This is a genomic window from Pseudomonas sp. RC4D1, assembly GCF_018390395.1.
Taxonomy (GTDB): Bacteria; Pseudomonadota; Gammaproteobacteria; order Pseudomonadales; family Pseudomonadaceae; genus Aquipseudomonas; species Aquipseudomonas danubii.
The window spans coordinates 261,882-279,209 of sequence record NZ_JAHBAW010000002.1 but is presented as its reverse complement, the minus strand read 5'-3'; the positions used below and the strand labels follow the sequence as shown (position 1 = coordinate 279,209).

13 protein-coding genes are annotated in these 17,328 nt (G+C 65.2%); 7 read left to right on the top strand and 6 right to left on the bottom strand.

Annotated features, from left to right (window positions below; translation table 11 throughout):
* Nucleotides 1–137: 137 nt before the first annotated feature.
* On the bottom strand, nucleotides 138–1,382 hold the full coding sequence (locus KHO49_RS17120; protein ID WP_102863073.1) for a saccharopine dehydrogenase family protein: 1,245 nt from the start codon (nucleotides 1,380–1,382) through the stop codon (nucleotides 138–140).
* 29 nt (nucleotides 1,383–1,411) lie between these two features.
* On the bottom strand, nucleotides 1,412–2,509 hold the full coding sequence (locus KHO49_RS17115) for a carboxynorspermidine decarboxylase (RefSeq protein WP_213665424.1): 1,098 nt from the start codon (nucleotides 2,507–2,509) through the stop codon (nucleotides 1,412–1,414).
* A 352-nt stretch (nucleotides 2,510–2,861) separates the two neighbouring features.
* Here KHO49_RS17115 and KHO49_RS17110 point away from each other — a divergent pair, with 352 nt between their 5' ends.
* The 7 genes from KHO49_RS17110 to KHO49_RS17080 all read left to right on the top strand — a co-directional run bounded on the left by KHO49_RS17110 (nucleotide 2,862) and on the right by KHO49_RS17080 (nucleotide 11,185).
* Nucleotides 2,862–4,187, top strand: coding sequence for a flavin-containing monooxygenase (locus KHO49_RS17110; protein WP_110596523.1), 1,326 nt, complete (start codon nucleotides 2,862–2,864; stop codon nucleotides 4,185–4,187).
* Nucleotides 4,187–4,597: a RidA family protein gene (locus KHO49_RS17105; protein ID WP_011061806.1), complete on the top strand. Its 411-nt coding sequence runs from the start codon at nucleotides 4,187–4,189 to the stop codon at nucleotides 4,595–4,597. Before KHO49_RS17110 ends, KHO49_RS17105 begins: the two co-directional genes overlap by 1 nt.
* Nucleotides 4,598–4,667: 70 nt before the next feature.
* Nucleotides 4,668–5,345 carry a DUF1028 domain-containing protein gene (locus KHO49_RS17100; protein ID WP_102863076.1) on the top strand — a complete coding sequence of 226 codons (678 nt, stop codon included), beginning with the start codon at nucleotides 4,668–4,670 and terminating at the stop codon, nucleotides 5,343–5,345.
* The gene (gene argE, locus KHO49_RS17095) at nucleotides 5,338–6,501 is read left to right on the top strand and encodes an acetylornithine deacetylase (RefSeq protein WP_102880185.1); all 1,164 of its coding nucleotides are present in this window, start codon (nucleotides 5,338–5,340) and stop codon (nucleotides 6,499–6,501) included. The genes KHO49_RS17100 and argE overlap by 8 nt, the downstream gene beginning before the upstream one ends.
* A 221-nt stretch (nucleotides 6,502–6,722) precedes the next feature.
* Nucleotides 6,723–8,213 (top strand): aldehyde dehydrogenase, encoded by a 1,491-nt coding sequence (locus tag KHO49_RS17090; RefSeq protein ID WP_213665423.1) that lies wholly within the window; start codon nucleotides 6,723–6,725, stop codon nucleotides 8,211–8,213.
* 108 nt (nucleotides 8,214–8,321) lie between these two features.
* The gene (locus tag KHO49_RS17085) at nucleotides 8,322–9,770 is read left to right on the top strand and encodes an APC family permease (protein ID WP_102880187.1); all 1,449 of its coding nucleotides are present in this window, start codon (nucleotides 8,322–8,324) and stop codon (nucleotides 9,768–9,770) included.
* A 2-nt stretch (nucleotides 9,771–9,772) separates the two neighbouring features.
* The gene (locus KHO49_RS17080) at nucleotides 9,773–11,185 is read left to right on the top strand and encodes an aspartate aminotransferase family protein (RefSeq protein ID WP_102863080.1); all 1,413 of its coding nucleotides are present in this window, start codon (nucleotides 9,773–9,775) and stop codon (nucleotides 11,183–11,185) included.
* 155 nt (nucleotides 11,186–11,340) lie between these two features.
* Here the strand turns inward: KHO49_RS17080 and KHO49_RS17075 are convergent, their stop codons facing one another.
* The 4 genes from KHO49_RS17075 to KHO49_RS17060 form a co-directional block, all read right to left on the bottom strand.
* Nucleotides 11,341–15,519: a putative Ig domain-containing protein gene (locus KHO49_RS17075; RefSeq protein WP_213665422.1), complete on the bottom strand. Its 4,179-nt coding sequence runs from the start codon at nucleotides 15,517–15,519 to the stop codon at nucleotides 11,341–11,343.
* Nucleotides 15,520–15,637: 118 nt separating this feature from the next.
* Complete coding sequence (locus KHO49_RS17070) at nucleotides 15,638–16,174, bottom strand: GNAT family N-acetyltransferase (protein ID WP_102880190.1); 537 nt, start codon at nucleotides 16,172–16,174, stop codon at nucleotides 15,638–15,640.
* Nucleotides 16,171–16,722, bottom strand: coding sequence for a phage tail protein (locus tag KHO49_RS17065; protein ID WP_102880191.1), 552 nt, complete (start codon nucleotides 16,720–16,722; stop codon nucleotides 16,171–16,173). Before KHO49_RS17065 ends, KHO49_RS17070 begins: the two co-directional genes overlap by 4 nt.
* Before the next feature lie 29 nt (nucleotides 16,723–16,751).
* Complete coding sequence (locus tag KHO49_RS17060) at nucleotides 16,752–17,327, bottom strand: phage tail protein (RefSeq protein WP_102880192.1); 576 nt, start codon at nucleotides 17,325–17,327, stop codon at nucleotides 16,752–16,754.
* Nucleotide 17,328: the final 1 nt, after the last annotated feature.

The window sequence follows — 17,328 nt, the reverse complement described above, 5'->3', positions numbered from 1 at the left end:
ACTACGAAGGAGGGCGACGGGAGTCCCGGATGTGGGATCTGTCGCACAGAAATGCAAAAGCGGCGCACAAACGAAAGATGTTGCAGGGCGAGGAACAGCGGGCGCCGGGGTCGGCGCCCGCTGTGGGTGGGGCAGGATCAGATGGCGGCGTCCCAAGGACGGTCGCCATGCTCGTCCTTGATACGGGTCGGCAGGCCCATCACGTCCAGCGCCTTGAGGAACGGCTTGGCCGCCAGCTCCTCGACGTTGACCATGCGTTGCACGTCCCACTCGCCACGAGCGACCAGCAGGGCGGCAGCCACTGGCGGTACACCGGCGGTGTAGGAAATGCCCTGGCTGTCAGTCTCGGCGTAGGCTTCTTCGTGGTCAGCCACGTTGTAGATGAAGACTTCGCGCGGCTGGCCATCCTTGGTGCCCTTGACCAGGTCACCGATGCAGGTCTTGCCGGTGTAGCCCGGGGCCAGGGAGGCCGGATCAGGCAGCACGGCCTTGACCACTTTGAGCGGCACCACTTCCAGGCCTTCGGCGGTCTTGACCGGTTGCTCGGAGAGCAGGCCGAGGTTGCGCAGCACGGTAAACACGTTGATGTAGTGCTCGCCGAAGCTCATCCAGAAGCGCACGTTGGGCACGTCGAGGTTTTTCGACAGCGAGTGCACTTCGTCGTGGCCGGTCAGGTACAGGTTCTGCGAGCCGACCACCGGCAGGTCGTCGGTACGCTTGACTTCGAACATGGTGTTGCTGGTCCACTGGCTGTCCTGCCAGCTCCACACCTGTCCGGTGAATTCGCGGAAGTTGATTTCCGGGTCGAAATTGGTGGCGAAGTATTTGCCGTGGGAACCGGCATTGACGTCGAGAATGTCGATGGAATCAATGCGGTCGAAATGTTCTTGCTTGGCCAGGGCGGCATAGGCGTTGACCACGCCCGGATCGAAGCCCACGCCGAGAATGGCGGTGACTTTCTTCTCCTGGCATTCCTCGAGGTGCTTCCACTCGTAGTTGCCGTACCAGGGTGGGGTCTCGCAGATCTTGCCCGGCTCTTCGTGGATCGCGGTGTCCAGGTAGGCCACACCGGTATCGATGCAGGCACGCAGCACCGACATGTTGAGGAACGCGGAGCCGACGTTGATGACGATCTGCGACTCAGTCTCGCGGATCAGCGCCTTGGTCGCTTCGATGTCCAGCGCGTTGAGGGCGAAGGCTTTTATTTCAGCGGGCTGTTTGAGGCTGCCCTTGGCCTTGACGCTGTCGATGATGGCCTGGCATTTGGAGATGTTGCGCGACGCGATAGCAATACGACCGAGTTCGTCGTTGTGCTGCGCGCACTTGTGGGCCACCACCTTGGCGACACCTCCTGCACCAATGATAAGAACATTCTTCTTCAATTTATTTACTTCTCCTCGTGTCTGTCCGCTCAGGAAAGGCTGGACAGGTAGTCTTCGAAACCAAACTCGCGCACCACGTCGATGCTGCCATCGAGTTGTTTCACGACAATGGACGGCATTTTCAGACCGTTGAACCAGTTTTTCTTGACCATGGTGTAACCCGCAGCGTCGATGAACGACAGTCGATCGCCGATGGCCAGCGGACGATCAAATTGGTATTCGCCGAAGATGTCCCCGGCCAGGCAGGATTTGCCACACACCATGTAGGTATGTTCACCCGTGCTTGGTGACAGCTTGGCGTTCAAGCGATAAATCAGCAGGTCGAGCATGTGGGCTTCGATGGAGCTGTCCACCACTGCCAGGTGCTTGCCGTTGTACAGGGTGTCGAGCACGGTCACTTCCAGGGACGCGCTCTGGGTGATGGCGGCTTCGCCCGGCTCCAGGTAGACCTGCACGCCGTACTTCTGGGAGAAGGCCTTGAGGCGCGCGCAGAAGGCGTCCAGGGCGTAGTCCTCGCCGGTGAAGTGAATGCCGCCGCCGAGGCTGACCCATTCGACCTTGTGCAGCAGGTGGCCGAAGCGCTCTTCGATGGTGGTCAACATCTGGTCGAACAGGCCGAAGTCGCCGTTCTCGCAGTTGTTGTGGAACATGAAGCCGGAGATCTGTTCGATCACGCCTTCGATCTTCGCCGGGTCCCACTCGCCCAGGCGGCTGAACGGGCGCGCCGGGTCGGCCAGCAAGTAGTCCGAGCTGCTCACCTGGGGGTTGACCCGCAGGCCGCGGACCTTGCCGCTGGAGGCATCGGCAAAGCGCTGCAGCTGGCTGATGGAGTTGAAGATGATCTTGTCGCAGTTGGCGAGCATGTCCTCGATCTCGTCGTCGGCCCAGGCCACGCTGTAGGCATGGGTTTCGCCTGCGAACTTCTGCCGGCCGAGCTTGAGCTCGTACAGCGACGAGGAGGTGGTGCCGTCCATGTACTGCTGCATCAGGTCGAACACCGACCAGGTGGCGAAGCACTTGAGGGCCAGCAGGGCCTTGGCGCCGGACTGCTCGCGCACGTAGGCGATCTTCTGCATGTTGCTCAAAAGCTTCTGCTTGTCGATGAGGTAGTACGGCGTCTTGATCATTTCAGGGTCTCCGGCAGGGCCAGCCAAAAAGGTAGGCATTGTGCCCTCAGTGCCTGCAGATCGAAAGCACGGAAATGCATTTTCGCCGGGTAATCATCTGAACGGCCAAACTGATCAGTCTGATGGCCGCGGGTTAACGCCCGGACGTCCCCGATCACAGTCCGGCCTCGTGCAACCCTGGGCCGCAGGCCCTCGTGCTGCCTCGTTTTTTCTTATCCAGGGAGCACATTTTTAGTCATTTTCCTTCGCCGACGTCTGTCGCACCATCTGCTGCATCCGACTCACACCCGGGTTCTGAACCAGGTGTCCAGCGCTTGCGCTGACGCCCTTCGTCTTGCAGAAGGACACACACATGACCGTAGAACAAATACAAGTGGATACCTTGGTGGTCGGCGCGGGCCAGGCCGGCGTGGCCATGAGCGAACACCTGAGCAAGCTCGGGGTGCCCCATCTGGTGCTGGAGCGCAGCCGCATCGCCGAGGCCTGGCGCACCGGACGCTGGGACTCGCTGGTGGCCAACGGGCCGGCCTGGCATGACCGCTTTCCCGGCTTGGAATTCGATACCCCTGCCGATGCCTTCCCGGCCAAGGATCAGGTGGCGGACTACTTCGAGGCCTATGCCCGCCAGTTCAATGCGCCGATCCGCACCGGTGTGGAAGTGCGCAAGGTGCAGCGCAATGTCGGACGCCCCGGCTTCACCGTCGAGACCTCCGAGGGGGTGATCCAGGCCCAGCGCGTGGTGGCCGCCACCGGACCTTTCCAGCGCCCGGTGATTCCGCCGATTGCGCCCAAGAATGCACGGGTTGAGCAGATCCATTCCGCCGCCTACCGCAATCCGCAGCAACTGCCGGCGGGTGCGGTGCTGGTGGTGGGGGCGGGTTCCTCCGGCGTGCAGATCGCCGATGAGCTGCAGCGAGCGGGGCGCCAGGTCTACCTGTCGGTGGGCGCCCATGACCGTCCGCCGCGGGCCTACCGTGGCCGGGACTTCTGCTGGTGGCTCGGGGTGCTGGGGGAGTGGGATGCGGAGATTGCCAAACCGGGCCGGGAGCACGTGACCATTGCTGTCAGTGGTGCCCGCGGCGGCCAGACCATCGACTTCCGCGCCCTGGCCCATCAAGGCATCACCCTGGTGGGGCTGACCCAGGCCTTCGACGGTGAACGCGTGACCTTCCGGGCTGACCTGGTGGACAACCTGGCCCGAGGCGACGAGAACTACCTGGCGCTGCTGGACGCGGCCGATGCCTATATCGCCCGCAACGGCCTCGACCTGCCGCCGGAGCCCGAGGCTCGGCAGCGTGTCCCTGATCCGCAGTGCGTGAAGCAGCCGATCCTGGAGCTGGACCTGCTGGAGGCGGGGATCACCTCGATCATCTGGGCCACCGGCTATGCCGTGGACTTTTCCTGGCTGCAGGTGGACACCTTCAGCGAACAGGGCAAGCCCCTGCACCAGCGCGGTGTGTCCCGCGAGCCCGGGGTCTATTTCCTCGGCCTGCCCTGGCTGTCGCGTCGGGGTTCCTCCTTTATCTGGGGCGTCTGGCACGATGCCAAGCACGTCGCCGATCACATCGCGACCCAGCGCAAATACCTGGCCTACAGCCAAGCCCGGCAGTCCTCGACGCAGACTTCAGCGCAACCAGAGACACCGATCCACAACCTCGACAGCGTGGGAGCCCACTGATGCCTACTCATACCCGTATTCGCATGTTCAACACCAAGGACACCTATCCCAACCAGTCCCTGGACAATGACCTGTGCCAGGCGGTGCGTGCCGGCAACACGGTGTACGTGCGCGGTCAGGTCGGCACTGATTTCGACGGTCGGCTGGTGGGCCTCGGCGACCCGCGAGCCCAGGCCGAACAGGCGATGAAAAACGTCAAGCAACTGCTGGAAGAAGCCGGCAGCGACCTGTCCCATATCGTCAAGACCACCACCTACCTCACCGACCCGCGTTACCGCGAGCCGGTCTATCAGGAGGTGGGCAAGTGGCTCAAGGGCGTATTCCCGATTTCCACTGGCCTGGTGGTCTCGGCCCTCGGCCAGCCGCAGTGGCTGATGGAAATCGACGTGATCGCGGTCATTCCCGAGTGACCCCTGTGCGGTTGTTTCCAGCGGCGCCGAGTCGAGCGTCCATGCAGGCCCAGTGGGCCAAGGAGTTGCCATGACTTTTTCCATCGTTGGCCGCTGTGCCGAAACCGGCCAGTTGGGCATTGCCATCAGTTCGTCGAGCATCGCCGTCGGCGCTCGTTGCCCCTGGGTGCGAGCGGGAGTGGGGGCGGTGGCCACCCAGAACGTGACCCTGCCGGCCCTGGGGCCGCAGATTCTCGACCTGCTGGAGAACCACAAGCTCGATCCCGGCACGGCCCTGGACAAGGCCCTGGGCAGCAACGGCTGGAGCCAGTACCGCCAGGTGACGGTGATCGACGGCCAGGGGCGCACAGCGCTGTTCAGTGGCCAGCAAGCCCTCGGTCTGCACAACGCGCTGGCCGGCGAACAATGTGTGGCCGCCGGCAACCTGCTGGCGGGCACAGGAGTGATCGAGGCCATGGTCGAGGCGTTCGAACAGACGCCGGGCATTCTCGTCGAGCGCCTGCTGGCGGCCATGCACGCGGCCATGGCTGCCGGGGGCGAAGCGGGGCCGGTGCACTCGGCGGCGCTGAGCGTGGTAGACGACCTGACCTGGCCCATCGTCGACCTGCGGGTGGACTGGGCCGATGAAGACCCCATCGGTCAGTTGGCCGGTCTCTGGCAGGCCTATCGGCCGCAGATGCAGGACTACCTGACCCGGGCCCTGGACCCCACGGCGGCGCCCAGCTACGGAGTGCCGGGCAATGAGTGAGCATTCGAGCCGCGAGCTGCTGGCGCGGCTGGTGGGGTTTGCCACAGTCAGCCGCGACTCCAACCTGGAGCTGATCGGTTTTATCCGCGACTACCTGATGAGTCATGGGGTGGACAGCGAGCTGATCTACAACCCGCAGCGCACCAAGGCCAATCTGTTTGCCAGCATCGGCCCCAGCGATCGCAGCGGTGTGGTGCTGTCCGGGCACACCGACGTGGTGCCGGTGGATGGCCAGGCCTGGAGCGTCGAGCCGTTTGTCTTGAGCGAGCGGGAAGGGCGCCTGTACGGCCGTGGCACCGCTGACATGAAGGGCTTTATCGCCTCGGTGCTGGCGGCGGTGCCGGGCTTGGTCCGGCGAGAGCTGCGCATACCGATCCACCTGGCCTTTTCCTACGACGAGGAGGTGGGCTGCCTGGGCGTGCGGCCGATGCTCGAACGATTGCAGCAGCGCCCGCACAAGCCGCTGCTGTGCCTGATCGGCGAGCCCACCGAACTGCGCCCGGTGCTGGGCCACAAGGGCAAGCTGGCCATGCGTTGCCAGGTGCGTGGCGCGGCCTGTCATTCGGCCTATGCGCCGTATGGGGTCAACGCCATCGAGTACGCGGCGCGGCTGATCGGCAAGCTGGGGGAGATCGGCGGCCAACTGGCCCGTCCCGAACACCACGACCCGCGCTTCGATCCGCCGTTCTCCACGGTGCAGACCGGCACCATCAAGGGCGGCCGGGCACTGAACATCGTGCCGGCGGACTGCGAGTTCGATTTCGAGGTGCGCACCCTGCCGGAGTTCGATGCCCAGGCCGTGGTGGATGAACTGCAGCGTTATGCCCAAGACCAATTGCTGCCGCAGATGCAGGCGGTACAGGCCGACACCGGGATCGCCCTGCAACCCTTGAGCGCCTACCCCGGGCTGGCCACCGCCGCCGACAGCGAGGCCGCCGAACTGCTGGCGCTGCTCAGTGGTTCGCGGGCGTTCGGCACTGTGGCGTTCGGCACCGAGGGCGGGCTGTTTCATCAGGCCGGTATCCCTACGGTGGTCTGTGGCCCGGGCAGCATGGACCAGGGCCACAAGCCGGACGAGTTCATCAGCCTTGAGCAGTTGCACGCCTGCGACGCCATGCTGCGGCGCCTGGGGGATTGGCTGGAGCGTCCGACCTGACCTTGCCCAGCGGTTGACGGGCTCCGTTTCACGCCCCAGGCCATCTCCCGGATGGCCTGGGCGTTGGCGTTTGTGCGGCCCGGCCCAGGGCCTTGGCTACAGAGCTTTTTCATGGTGCCGGAGCATATTTTTAGTATTTTTCCTCTCGCTCGCGGTGACGCACCATCCTCCCTACCTACCTAACAACCAGGCCGTTACAACGGTCGACGAGGGAGTGCAGCGTGTTCGATCTCGGTTACTGGCAGCAGCGAGCTGCCCGGCAAACATTCATTGACCAGGCGCTGATCGGCGGCCAACGGTTGTCCGCCCAGTCCGGCTCCACGTTCGATGCCATCAACCCCGCCACCAATCAACGCTTGGCCCGGGTCAGCGCCTGTGGCGCCGCCGAAGTGGACCTGGCGGTGGCCGCCGCGCGCCGGGCCTTCGACCAGGGGCCCTGGGCGCGCATGGCCCCGGTGGAACGCAAGAAGGTGCTGCTGCGTCTGGCCGAGCTGATGCTCGCCCACCGCGAGGAACTGGCCCTGCTGGAATCCCTGAACATGGGCAAACCGGTGATGGATGCCTGGAACATTGACGTGCCCGGCGCCGCCAACGTCTTCGCCTGGTACGCCGAAAGCGTCGACAAGCTCTACGATCAGGTGGCCCCCGGCGCCCGCAACAGCCACGCCAGCATCAGCCGTGAAGCCTTGGGGGTGATCGGCGCCGTGGTGCCCTGGAACTTCCCCCTGGACATGGCGGCCTGGAAGCTGGCACCGGCCCTGGCGGTGGGCAACTCGGTGGTGCTCAAGCCCGCCGAGCAGTCGCCGTTCTCGGCCCTGCGCCTGGCCGAATTGGCCCTGGAGGCTGGGGTGCCGGAAGGGGTGCTCAACGTGGTGCCGGGCCTGGGCGTCGAGGCCGGTCGCGCCCTGGGCCTGCACCCGGATGTGGATTGCCTGGTGTTCACCGGCTCCACCGAAGTGGGCAAGTATTTCATGCAGTACTCGGCCCAATCCAACCTCAAGCAGGTCTGGTTGGAATGTGGCGGCAAGAGCCCGAACCTGGTGTTCGCCGACTGCCAGGACCTGGACCTGGCCGCTGAAAAAGCCGCCTTTGGCATCTTCTTCAACCAGGGCGAGGTGTGTTCGGCCAATTCGCGGCTACTGGTCGAACGCAGCATTCATGACCAGTTCGTCGAGCGCCTGCAGGCCAAGGCTCGGGACTGGCGGCCGGGCAATCCCCTGGACCCGGCCAGCCGTGCCGGGGCCATGGTCGATGCCCGCCAGACCGCCAGCGTCATGGGCTATATCAAGGGCGCCCGGGAGCAGGGCGCCGAGCTGGCGTGCGGCGGCCGGCAACTGATCATCGATGGCAGCGACAACTACATCGAACCGACCATTTTCACTGGTGTGGATCGCCAGATGACCCTGTTCCGCGAAGAACTGTTTGGCCCAGTGCTGGCGGTGACCGCCTTTGACCACGAGGAACAGGCTGTAGCGTTGGCCAACGACAGCGTCTATGGCCTGGCGGCGTCGCTGTGGAGCGATGACCTCAACCGTGCCCACCGGGTGGCCCGGCAACTGCGGGCCGGCACGGTGTCGGTGAACACCGTGGACGCCCTGGACGTCACCGTGCCCTTTGGCGGCGGTCGGCAATCGGGTTTTGGTCGCGACCTGTCGCTGCACGCTTTCGACAAGTACACCCAACTGAAAACCACCTGGTTCCAGTTGCGCTGAGCCATGCCTTGCGACCTGCTCGCCAGGTCCAGTGCCGCGCCGTCAAAGCGCGTCTTTACCTGCCGCTTCGGCGGCAGGCCCACAACAATAAAAAGCGGAGTGTGTGCCATGACTGCAAGTGTCTCCATCGGGGCCGCAAGCCCCTTGCAACGCGGCGGTTTGCGCCGGGTCCTGGGCCTGGGTTCGCTGGTCTCGGTGGCCGTCGGCCTGGTGGTGTCCCAGGGGGTGATGGTGCTGATGCTGCAAGGGGCGGGGATGGCCGGGCTGGGCTTCTTCATGCCCCTGCTGCTGGCCTATCTGATGGCCCTGACCTACGCGCTGTCCTTTTCCGAGCTGGCGCTGATGGTGCCTCGGGCCGGCAGCTTGAGCAGCTACACCGAAGTGGCCATCGGGCACTTCCCGGCGATCCTCGCCACCTTCTCCGGCTACATGGTGGTGGCGATGTTCGCCCTGTCCGCCGAACTGCTGCTCCTGGACCTGATCATCGGCAAGGTCTACCCCGGCGCGCTGCCGCCGATGCTGGTGGCCTATGGCGTGCTGGGCACCTTCACCTTGCTCAATCTGCTGGGCATTGACGTCTTCGCCAAGCTGCAGACGGTCCTGGCGGTGGTGATGGTGGTGATTCTGCTGACCCTGGGCCTGGGCGCCATCGGCAGCGCGCAGGCGGATCTGCAACTGCCGCTGGATCAGGGCTGGAACCCCATGGAAGTGGGGGCGCTGGCGTTGGCCGCGATGGCCATCTGGGGCTTTGTCGGTGCCGAGTTCGTCTGCCCGCTGGTGGAGGAAACCCGCAACCCGGAACGCAATATCCCGCGCTCGATGATCATTGGCCTGAGCATCATTTTCCTGGTGATCACTCTGTATTGCCTCGGCGCACTGCTGTGCATTCCCCGGGAGCAACTGGCGAGCAACCCGCTGCCGCATTTTCTTTTCGCCACCTCGGTGTTCGGTGAGGCCGGCAAGCTGTTCCTGGTGGGCGCAGTGATCACCGCGACCTGCAGCACGGTCAATTCGTCCCTGGCGGCGCTGCCGCGCATGCTCTACGGCATGGCGCAGAACGGCCAGGCCTTTCCCCAGTTCAAGCGCCTGAGTCCGCGCACCCGTACGCCCTGGGTGGCGGTGCTGTTCATTGCCGCCCTCACGGGCCTGCCGATCCTGCTGCTGGGCCAGGACCCGGATTCCATCAGCCTGCTGCTGTTGGCCGCGGCCCTGGCCTGGCTCTTGGCCTACATCATCGTGCACATCGACGTGATCGCCCTGCGGCGTCGCTACCCCGAGGCGCCACGGCCGTTCCGCTCACCCTTCTACCCCTGGCCCCAGGTGCTGGGCATCGTCGGCATGCTGTTTGCGATCTATCACGTCTCACCGTCGCCGCAGATGACCGCGCGGATCTTCGGCAGCGCCGGGGTGGTGCTCGGGGTGATCTCGGTGATTGCCGTGCTCTGGATCAAGCTGGTGATGCGCAAGCCACTGTTTGTTCCCGAGCCGCTGTTGCCCCTCGAACCGGGGCCCGCTGCAACCTCTTCCCTTGAACCCACTTGCCGTGCAGGAGAATGACCATGAGCGCTTCCAACCCTCAGCCAGACAACGCCCCGCAACGCAGTACCCAGGACTACCAGGCTGCCGACGCCGCGCACCATATCCATGCCTTTCTCGACCAGAAGGCGCTGAACGCCGAAGGCCCGCGGGTCATCGTCCGTGGCCAGGGCCTGCACCTGTGGGACAACGACGGCAAGCGCTACCTGGACGGCATGTCCGGCCTGTGGTGCACCAACCTGGGCTACGGCCGCAAGGACCTGGCGGCCGCCGCCAGCGCCCAGCTGGAACAGCTGCCGTACTACAACATGTTCTTCCACACCACCCACCCGGCGGTGGTGGAGCTGTCGGAGTTGCTGTTCAGCCTGCTGCCGGGGCACTACAGCCACGCCATCTACACCAACTCCGGTTCCGAGGCCAACGAGGTGCTGATCCGCAGCGTGCGCCGCTACTGGCAGATCCTCGGCCAGCCACAGAAGAAGGTGATGATCGGCCGCTGGAACGGCTATCACGGCTCGACCCTGGCGGCCACCGCCCTGGGCGGGATGAAGTTCATGCACGACATGGGTGGCTTGATCCCTGACGTGGCGCATATCGACGAGCCTTACTGGTTCGCCCACGAAGGCAACCTGACGCCCGCCGAATTCGGTCTGCGCTGCGCCCGCCAGCTGGAGGAGAAGATCCTCGAACTGGGGGCCGAGAACGTCGCTGGTTTCATCGCCGAGCCGTTCCAGGGCGCGGGCGGCATGATCTTCCCGCCGGACAGCTACTGGCCGGAGATCCAGCGCATCTGTCGCCAGTACGACGTGCTGCTGTGTGCCGACGAAGTGATCGGTGGTTTCGGCCGTACCGGGGAGTGGTTCGCCCACCAGCACTTCGGTTTCGAGCCCGATACCCTGTCCATCGCCAAGGGCCTGACCTCGGGCTACATCCCCATGGGCGGCCTGGTGCTGAGCAAACGCATCGCCCAGGTGCTGGTGGAGCAGGGCGGGGTGTTCGCCCACGGCCTGACCTATTCCGGGCACCCGGTGGCGGCCGCCGTGGCCATCGCCAACCTCAAGGCCCTGCGCGATGAAGGCGTGGTGAGCCAGGTCAAGAACGACACCGGTCCCTACCTGCAGCAATGCCTGCGCGAAGTGTTCGGCAAGCATCCGCTGATCGGCGAGATCCAGGGCACCGGGCTGGTGGCGGCCCTGCAGTTCGCCGAGGACAAGGCCACGCGCAAACGCTTTGCCAACGAGAACGACATCGCCTGGCGCTGTCGCACCCTGGGCTTCGAAGAAGGCGTGATCATTCGCTCGACCTTCGGGCGCATGATCATGGCTCCGGCCTTGGTGGCCACCCGCGGTGATATCGATGAGTTGATCGACAAGACCCGGCGCGCGGTGGAGCGCACGACCCAGGAAATCGAGGCCGGGCAACTGCCGACGGCCTGAGGACTGCTGCTGGATCGAGCGCTTGTCGGCGCTGTTAAAACACAACACCCCGCCAGAGTCGGACTCTGGCGGGGTGTTGTTTTGTTGCCGTGGCTCAAGGGGAGCCATTTCCATCTGTGGGGTTCAGCCCTGGGCCACTAATCTGTGGCCAGGGTTCAGAACTTACCGTTGAGACCCAGGCGGAAGGTGTCGTTGCGTTCGTCCGAGCCCAGGGCGGTCTTGTACGAGACGCCCAGTTGCCAGGCGCGTCCTAGGTTGAAGTCCACCCCCATGTCCAGGCTGGCGAAATCGCTGTCCAGGGCATCGGGTTTGAGCCGGTACAGGGTGCCTTCGTCGCCCTGGTCGGTGTAGCGCATCTTGTAGTCACTGCTGTTACTGAAGTTGTGGCCCCAGGCCAGGCCGACCTTGGGCGTGACCACACCGATAGGGGTCATCAGGTCGTAGCCCGAGCGCACGCCGAGGTAGGAGGTGAAGTTCTGCTGGCGCTGCTCGTCGTAGGACAGGCCATAAATGCCGCCGCCACTTTCACGGTAGGCGTCCAGGCGGGTGGTGCTGGCATTCAGGCGGCTGTAAGGGGTCAGCGACAGCGGACCCTGGCGGTACTCGTAGCTGGCGGTCAGGGAGGCGAACAGCTGGTCGGCATCCCGCGAGCCACGGGCATAGTCATCGGCACTGCCGGTGATGTAGCGGCGTGAGTCGAAGCTGATGCGGTTGTAGCCCAGCAGGCCGTCGACATACACCTGCGGGGCCAGGTTCAGGCTCAGGTAGGTGGCGATGCCGATAGCGTCCGCGTCGCTGCGGGTGTGGTTCTTGCCGATGTCACTGCGGTCGTTGCCGTAGCCGAAGCCGATCCCGGCAACGGCCGTGGGCGACAGGCGATAGTCGACCCCGGCGCTCAGGCCCAGGGTGGTAAAGCTGTTGTCCCGGGCGCCCCGTGCGTGGGTCGAGCCGACGTTGACGAAGCCGTCGCTCCAGAACGCCAGGGCATCCTGTTGGCAATTGTCTTTGAGGGCGGCAGCGGCTTCGCGTTTTTCCTGCTCGGTCTGGTTGGCCGAGGCCCCCAGTTGGTCCTGGACGGCCTTGGCGATCTCGCCCAGCGGCACTTCGCGGCCTTCCTTGCGCAGGCTGGCGTTGAACGAATTGCGGTCGCAACTGATCTGGTGCAGTTGCTCCAGACGCCGGTTGAAGTTGTCCATCTGGGTGCTGGCAAAGCGTTCCGCGGCCCGGGTCTGGGCGTTGAGCAGGCCAATCACTTCGGCGTCCTTGGTGGGGTCCGAACGTTCCTGGATGGTGAAGGTGATGGTGCTCGAGGCGCTGGAGCCGCTGCCGTTTTGCAGGCTGAAGCTGACGATCGCGGTGCCGGCGAAAGCGGCCGACGGTACGAAGCGCATCGAGAACGGGCCCATCATCCTCGCCTGGCCGGCCGAGGCCGGGGTGACCGAGCCCAGGACGGCCTGGGTGAATGGACCGCCGGTGGCGCCTTGGGTCAGGTCGACGGTGGCCGACTGGCCCGCAGCGAGGACCTGGCTGGAGGCGGGCACGCTGATTGCCACCGCGGCGATGGTGATCGAGTAGGCCTGGGAGCCTGTAGCGCCGTTGGCATCGGTGGCGGTGATGGTCAGGTTGGCAGTGCCGCTGGTGCTGGGCGTACCGCTGATCAAGCCGCTGGCGGTGTTCAGGCTCAGGCCCGCCGGCAGGCTGCCGCTGCTGATGCTGTAGCTGTAGGGCGCCGTGCCGCCGGAGACGCTAAGAGTCGCGCTGTAGGCACTGCCCGCGGTACCGGCGCCGAGGGAGGCTGGGGTCAGCACCAGGGTCGGCGCGCTGACGGTGATGGTCACCGTAGCCGGGCTGGAAGTGCCACTGGCGTTGGTGGCGGTGTAGGTGAAGCTGTCGGCGCCGGAGAAGCCGGCGGTCGGGGTGTAGGTGATGCTGGTGCCGCTGGCGCTGGCGGTGCCATGGCTGGCCGCACTGGCGACGGCCACGCTGGTGGCCGCGCCACCGCTGAGGTTGAGGGTGATCGGGTTGGCGCTGCTGTTGGCCGCCACCGTGGCGCTGACGGCGCCTGCCACCGGTGCCTGGGCGCCGATGGTGATGGAATAGGCCTGGGAGCCGGTGGCGCTGTTGGCGTCAGTGGCGGTGATGGTCAGGTTGAAGGTGCCGCTGGCGCTCGGCGTACCGCTGATTGCACCGGTGCTGGTGTTCAGGCTCAGACCGGTTGGCAGAGTGCCGGCGGTGATGGCGTAGCTGTAGGGCGCGGCGCCGCCGGAAGCACTGAGACTGGCGTTGTAGGCCGTGCCGACAGTGCCGTTGCTCAGGGAGCCGGGGCTGAGGACGATGCTCGGCGCGCTGACGGTGATGGTCACCGTGGCCGGGCTGGAAGTGCCGCTGGCGTTGGTGGCGGTGTAGGTGAAACTGTCGGAACCGGAGAAACCGGCGGTCGGGGTGTAGGTGATGCTGGTGCCGCTGGCGGTGGCGGTGCCATGGCTGGCTGCACTGGCCACGGCGACACTGGTGGCAGCGCCACCGCTGAGGTTGAGAGTGATCGGGTTGGCGCTGCTGTTGGCCGCCACCGTGGCGCTGACGGCGCCTGCCACCGGTGCCTGGGCGCCGATGGTGATGGAGTAGGCCTGGGAGCCGGTGGCGCTGTTGGCGTCAGTGGCGGTGATGGTCAGGTTGAAGGTGCCGCTGGCGCTCGGCGTACCGCTGATTGCACCGGTGCTCGTGTTCAGGCTCAGGCCGGTTGGCAGAGTGCCGGCGGTGATGGCGTAGCTGTAGGGCGCGGCGCCGCCGGAAGCACTGAGGCTGGCGCTGTAGGCCGTGCCGACGGTGCCGTTGCTCAGGGAGCCGGGGCTGAGGACGATGCTCGGCGCGCTGACGGTGATGGTCACCGTGGCCGGGCTGGAAGTGCCGCTGGCGTTGGTGGCGGTGTAGGTAAAACTGTCGGAACCGGAGAAACCGGCGGTCGGGGTGTAGGTGATGCTGGTGCCGCTGGCGGTGGCGGTGCCATGGCTGGCTGCACTGGCCACGGCGACGCTGGTGGCAGCGCCGCCGGTGATGTTCAAAGTGATCGGGTTGGCGCTGCTGTTGGCCGCGACGGTGGCGCTGACGGCGTTGGCAACCGGCGCCAGGCCGTTGATCACCAGGCTGTAGGCGCGGGAACCGGTGGCGCTGTTGGCGTCAGTGGCGGTGACGGTCAGGTTGCTGGTACCACTGGCGCTCGGCGTGCCGCTGATCACGCCTGTGCTGGTGTTCAGGCTCAGGCCGGCCGGCAAGCTGCCGGCGCTGATCGCGTAGGTGTACGGCGCGGTACCGCCGGTGGCGCTCAGGGTCTGGCTGTAGGCTGCGCCCTGGGTGCCGTCGGGCAGCGTCGTCGGCGTTATCGCCAGGGTCGGCGGGGTGACGGTGATGGTCACCGTGGCCGGGCTGGAAGTGCCGCTGGTGTTGGTGGCGGTGTAGGTAAAACTGTCGGAACCGGAGAAACCGGCGGTCGGGGTGTAGGTGATGCTGGTGCCGCTGGCGGTGGCGGTGCCATGGCTGGCCGCGCTGGCCACGGCGACGCTGGTGGCCGCGCCGCCGCTGAGGCTCAGGGTGATCGGGTTGGCGCTGCTGTTGGCCGCCACCGTGGCGCTGACCGGGCCGACGGTAGGGGCCGGCACGGCGTAGGTATAGCCATTGGTCAGGGTGGCGCTGCCCCCCGGTGTGGTGACTGCAACGTTGACCGCCCCTGCAGCATGGGCCGGGGTGGTGGCGGTGATGGTGGTGGCGTTGTTGACGATGTAACCGGTGGCGGCTGTCCCGCCAAAGCTCACCGCTGTGGCGCCGGTAAAATTGGTGCCGGTAAGGGTGACGGAGGTGGCGCCTGCGGTGCTGCCGGTGTTCGGGGTGACCGAGGTCAGGGTCGGAGTCGCGGAGCTGGTGACCAGCAGGTTGTAGGTGGCGACCCCGCCATCGTTGTTGCCGTCATTGAGGGTGATGCTGAAGGTGTAGTTACCGGCGGTGGTCGGGGTGCCGTGCAACACCGTGGTCGCGCTGCCGGGGGACGCATCGAGGATCAGGCCCGGTGGCAGGCAGGGGGTCACACCATCGTAGTCAGGATCGTTGGCGTCGCACTCCACCCAGCGGTCCAGGGGCATGGTGCCGCCGACAGAGCTGATGGTGATGCTCATGCTCTGACCCACCGCGATGGTGGGCAAGGTGCTGCCGGAGGCCGGGTTGGTGATCACGGGGGCAACCGCCATGGCCTGGCTGCTCATGCTCAGCATGACCAGCAACAGAAACAGTGAAATCAGCGGGCGTGTCAGCCAGTTACCTGGCGCGGTCAGCGGTGTTCTCATGAGGGCTTCCTGCCTTGCGACCGGTTTGAGGGTCGTGTCCAGCGTAAGTGTTGATAAAGGTCCAGCGGTTACAGCACGGCTACAGCCGGCCCCTTGGGGGGCAGGTATTACTTGATGCTCAGGGACTGTCGATCTCTTCCCGGGCGGCCATCCGCGCGGGACGCTGCATTTGGGTGTACAGGCCACTGTCGGCACCGGCCCGGAAGCCCAGCCGCTCATACAGCCGGCGGGCACGGCTGCCCTGTTCGACGCTCAGGCTGCAGCTCTGACGCTGGGCGTCGGCCTTGGCCAGTACCGTGCGCAGCAACTGGGTGCCGATGCCCCGGCCATGCCAGTCCGGTAGCAGGGCAATATCGACAATGCGCACATCGTCGGCCGCGTACTGCACACACAGGCGCCCGATCGGGCTGCCGGCCTGTTCGACGATCAGAAAGTCCGCGGCGGGAAAGTGTTTTTCATAATGCTGGCGTTGCAGCTCGGCCTGGGAGTGCAGGAAAGCCCGGCGCTGGGCGTCGTTCCAGCCAGGCACTGCACTGACTTCGGCCCAGCGGCGTGAGGCGTACAGCGCCTGGAGAAATCCCAGGTCATGGCTGTTCTGCTTGCGCAGTACAGCCACGTTGCCTGCCGGCAAATGGAGAGCGGTGATGTGAGTCATGAGCTTCTGATCGGGTACTCGCCATCCAGGCAGATGCAGTAGGACAGTGTCTGGAAGGGTTGCATGGTGTTGCGCAAGGCCGTCGACGTTGCGCCGCTACCGGTGTCGCCCACCGTGGTGGCCGCCAGTGTCTGGTTTGTCGCCGTTGGTGCGGTGTTGTTGTACAGGCGGACGTTGCGCGGTTGTGCCAGGTAGGCGGTGTTGTTGGGAATATCCAGAGCGGCCGCCGATTCGCTGCCGTCCTTGGCCAACACCTGATGGGTATGCGGGGCGAAGTTGCTGGCCACCATGGTTATCCGGTCGGCTCCCACGGCCGTGCCAACGGGCCTGTCGGTCAGCCCGGGGCCGGGCCCGGCCCCCATGGCCACGCGCCCGTTGAGATTGGGCAGATTGAAGTTCTGTCCGGGGGTGCCGCCATACAGGTTGCCAATCACCGAATAGAGGGCTGGATTCTGCTGGACGGTGATGAGCGAGCCATCGCAGTACGCCCAGTTTTGCGGGACGAAGTTGTAGGGGAACAGTCTGATTTCACCGGTAAAAGCGTCCATGATCGGTCATTCCAGATTGAGTGAGGGGGTCACTGCTGTCGGGTCGGATAGAGGCCGACCAGGCAAATGATGTAGTTGATCGCCAACGAACCCATCAGGTTGCTGTGGGGGGTCGTGGCGCCACCGCTCGGGGTCAGTGCCGAGTCGAGAAACTGCGGGTTCATCGCAACGGTGACGGATGTTCCGGTTCCTGCGCTGTACAGTCCGGTGATGATCCCCGCGCCCGGGAATTTGCCAAAGGTCATGCTATTGGCCGTTGCGGCTGGGGATGGGATCGGCGACGTGGCATCTTGGGCGCTCACCATAAAGCCATGGGTGTGGGGGGCAGTGTTTTCCGGCCTCATGGTCACGGTTTCCACGCCAAACTTCTGCGTTAGTGTCCTTGGGGTCAGTCCGGTGCCGGCGCCTTGGCCCACGGGGAGCCGGCCACGGTAGTCCGGGAGACCGAAGTTGGTGCTGCCGTTGCCGCCGTACAGGGTGCCCAGTAACGAGTAGAGGACCTGGAAGTTGCTGATGGGCATCAGCGAACCGTCACAGAACGCCCAATTCTCTGGCGCATAGTTGCCGGCGAACATGCGGATTTCTCCGACGAAAGCTTCAGACATG

Bases quoted from the DNA above. Each gene is read 5' to 3' on its own strand.
- KHO49_RS17115 (WP_213665424.1), bottom strand. From the start codon at position 2,509: ATGATCAAGACGCCGTACTACCTCATCGACAAGCAGAAGCTTTTGAGC.
- KHO49_RS17110 (WP_110596523.1), top strand. From the start codon at position 2,862: ATGACCGTAGAACAAATACAAGTGGATACCTTGGTGGTCGGCGCGGGC.
- KHO49_RS17105 (WP_011061806.1), top strand. From the start codon at position 4,187: ATGCCTACTCATACCCGTATTCGCATGTTCAACACCAAGGACACCTAT.
- KHO49_RS17100 (WP_102863076.1), top strand. From the start codon at position 4,668: ATGACTTTTTCCATCGTTGGCCGCTGTGCCGAAACCGGCCAGTTGGGC.
- argE (WP_102880185.1), top strand. From the start codon at position 5,338: ATGAGTGAGCATTCGAGCCGCGAGCTGCTGGCGCGGCTGGTGGGGTTT.
- KHO49_RS17085 (WP_102880187.1), top strand. From the start codon at position 8,322: ATGACTGCAAGTGTCTCCATCGGGGCCGCAAGCCCCTTGCAACGCGGC.
- KHO49_RS17080 (WP_102863080.1), top strand. From the start codon at position 9,773: ATGAGCGCTTCCAACCCTCAGCCAGACAACGCCCCGCAACGCAGTACC.
- KHO49_RS17075 (WP_213665422.1), bottom strand. From the start codon at position 15,519: ATGAGAACACCGCTGACCGCGCCAGGTAACTGGCTGACACGCCCGCTG.
- KHO49_RS17070 (WP_102880190.1), bottom strand. From the start codon at position 16,174: ATGACTCACATCACCGCTCTCCATTTGCCGGCAGGCAACGTGGCTGTA.
- KHO49_RS17065 (WP_102880191.1), bottom strand. From the start codon at position 16,722: ATGGACGCTTTTACCGGTGAAATCAGACTGTTCCCCTACAACTTCGTC.
- KHO49_RS17060 (WP_102880192.1), bottom strand. From the start codon at position 17,327: ATGTCTGAAGCTTTCGTCGGAGAAATCCGCATGTTCGCCGGCAACTAT.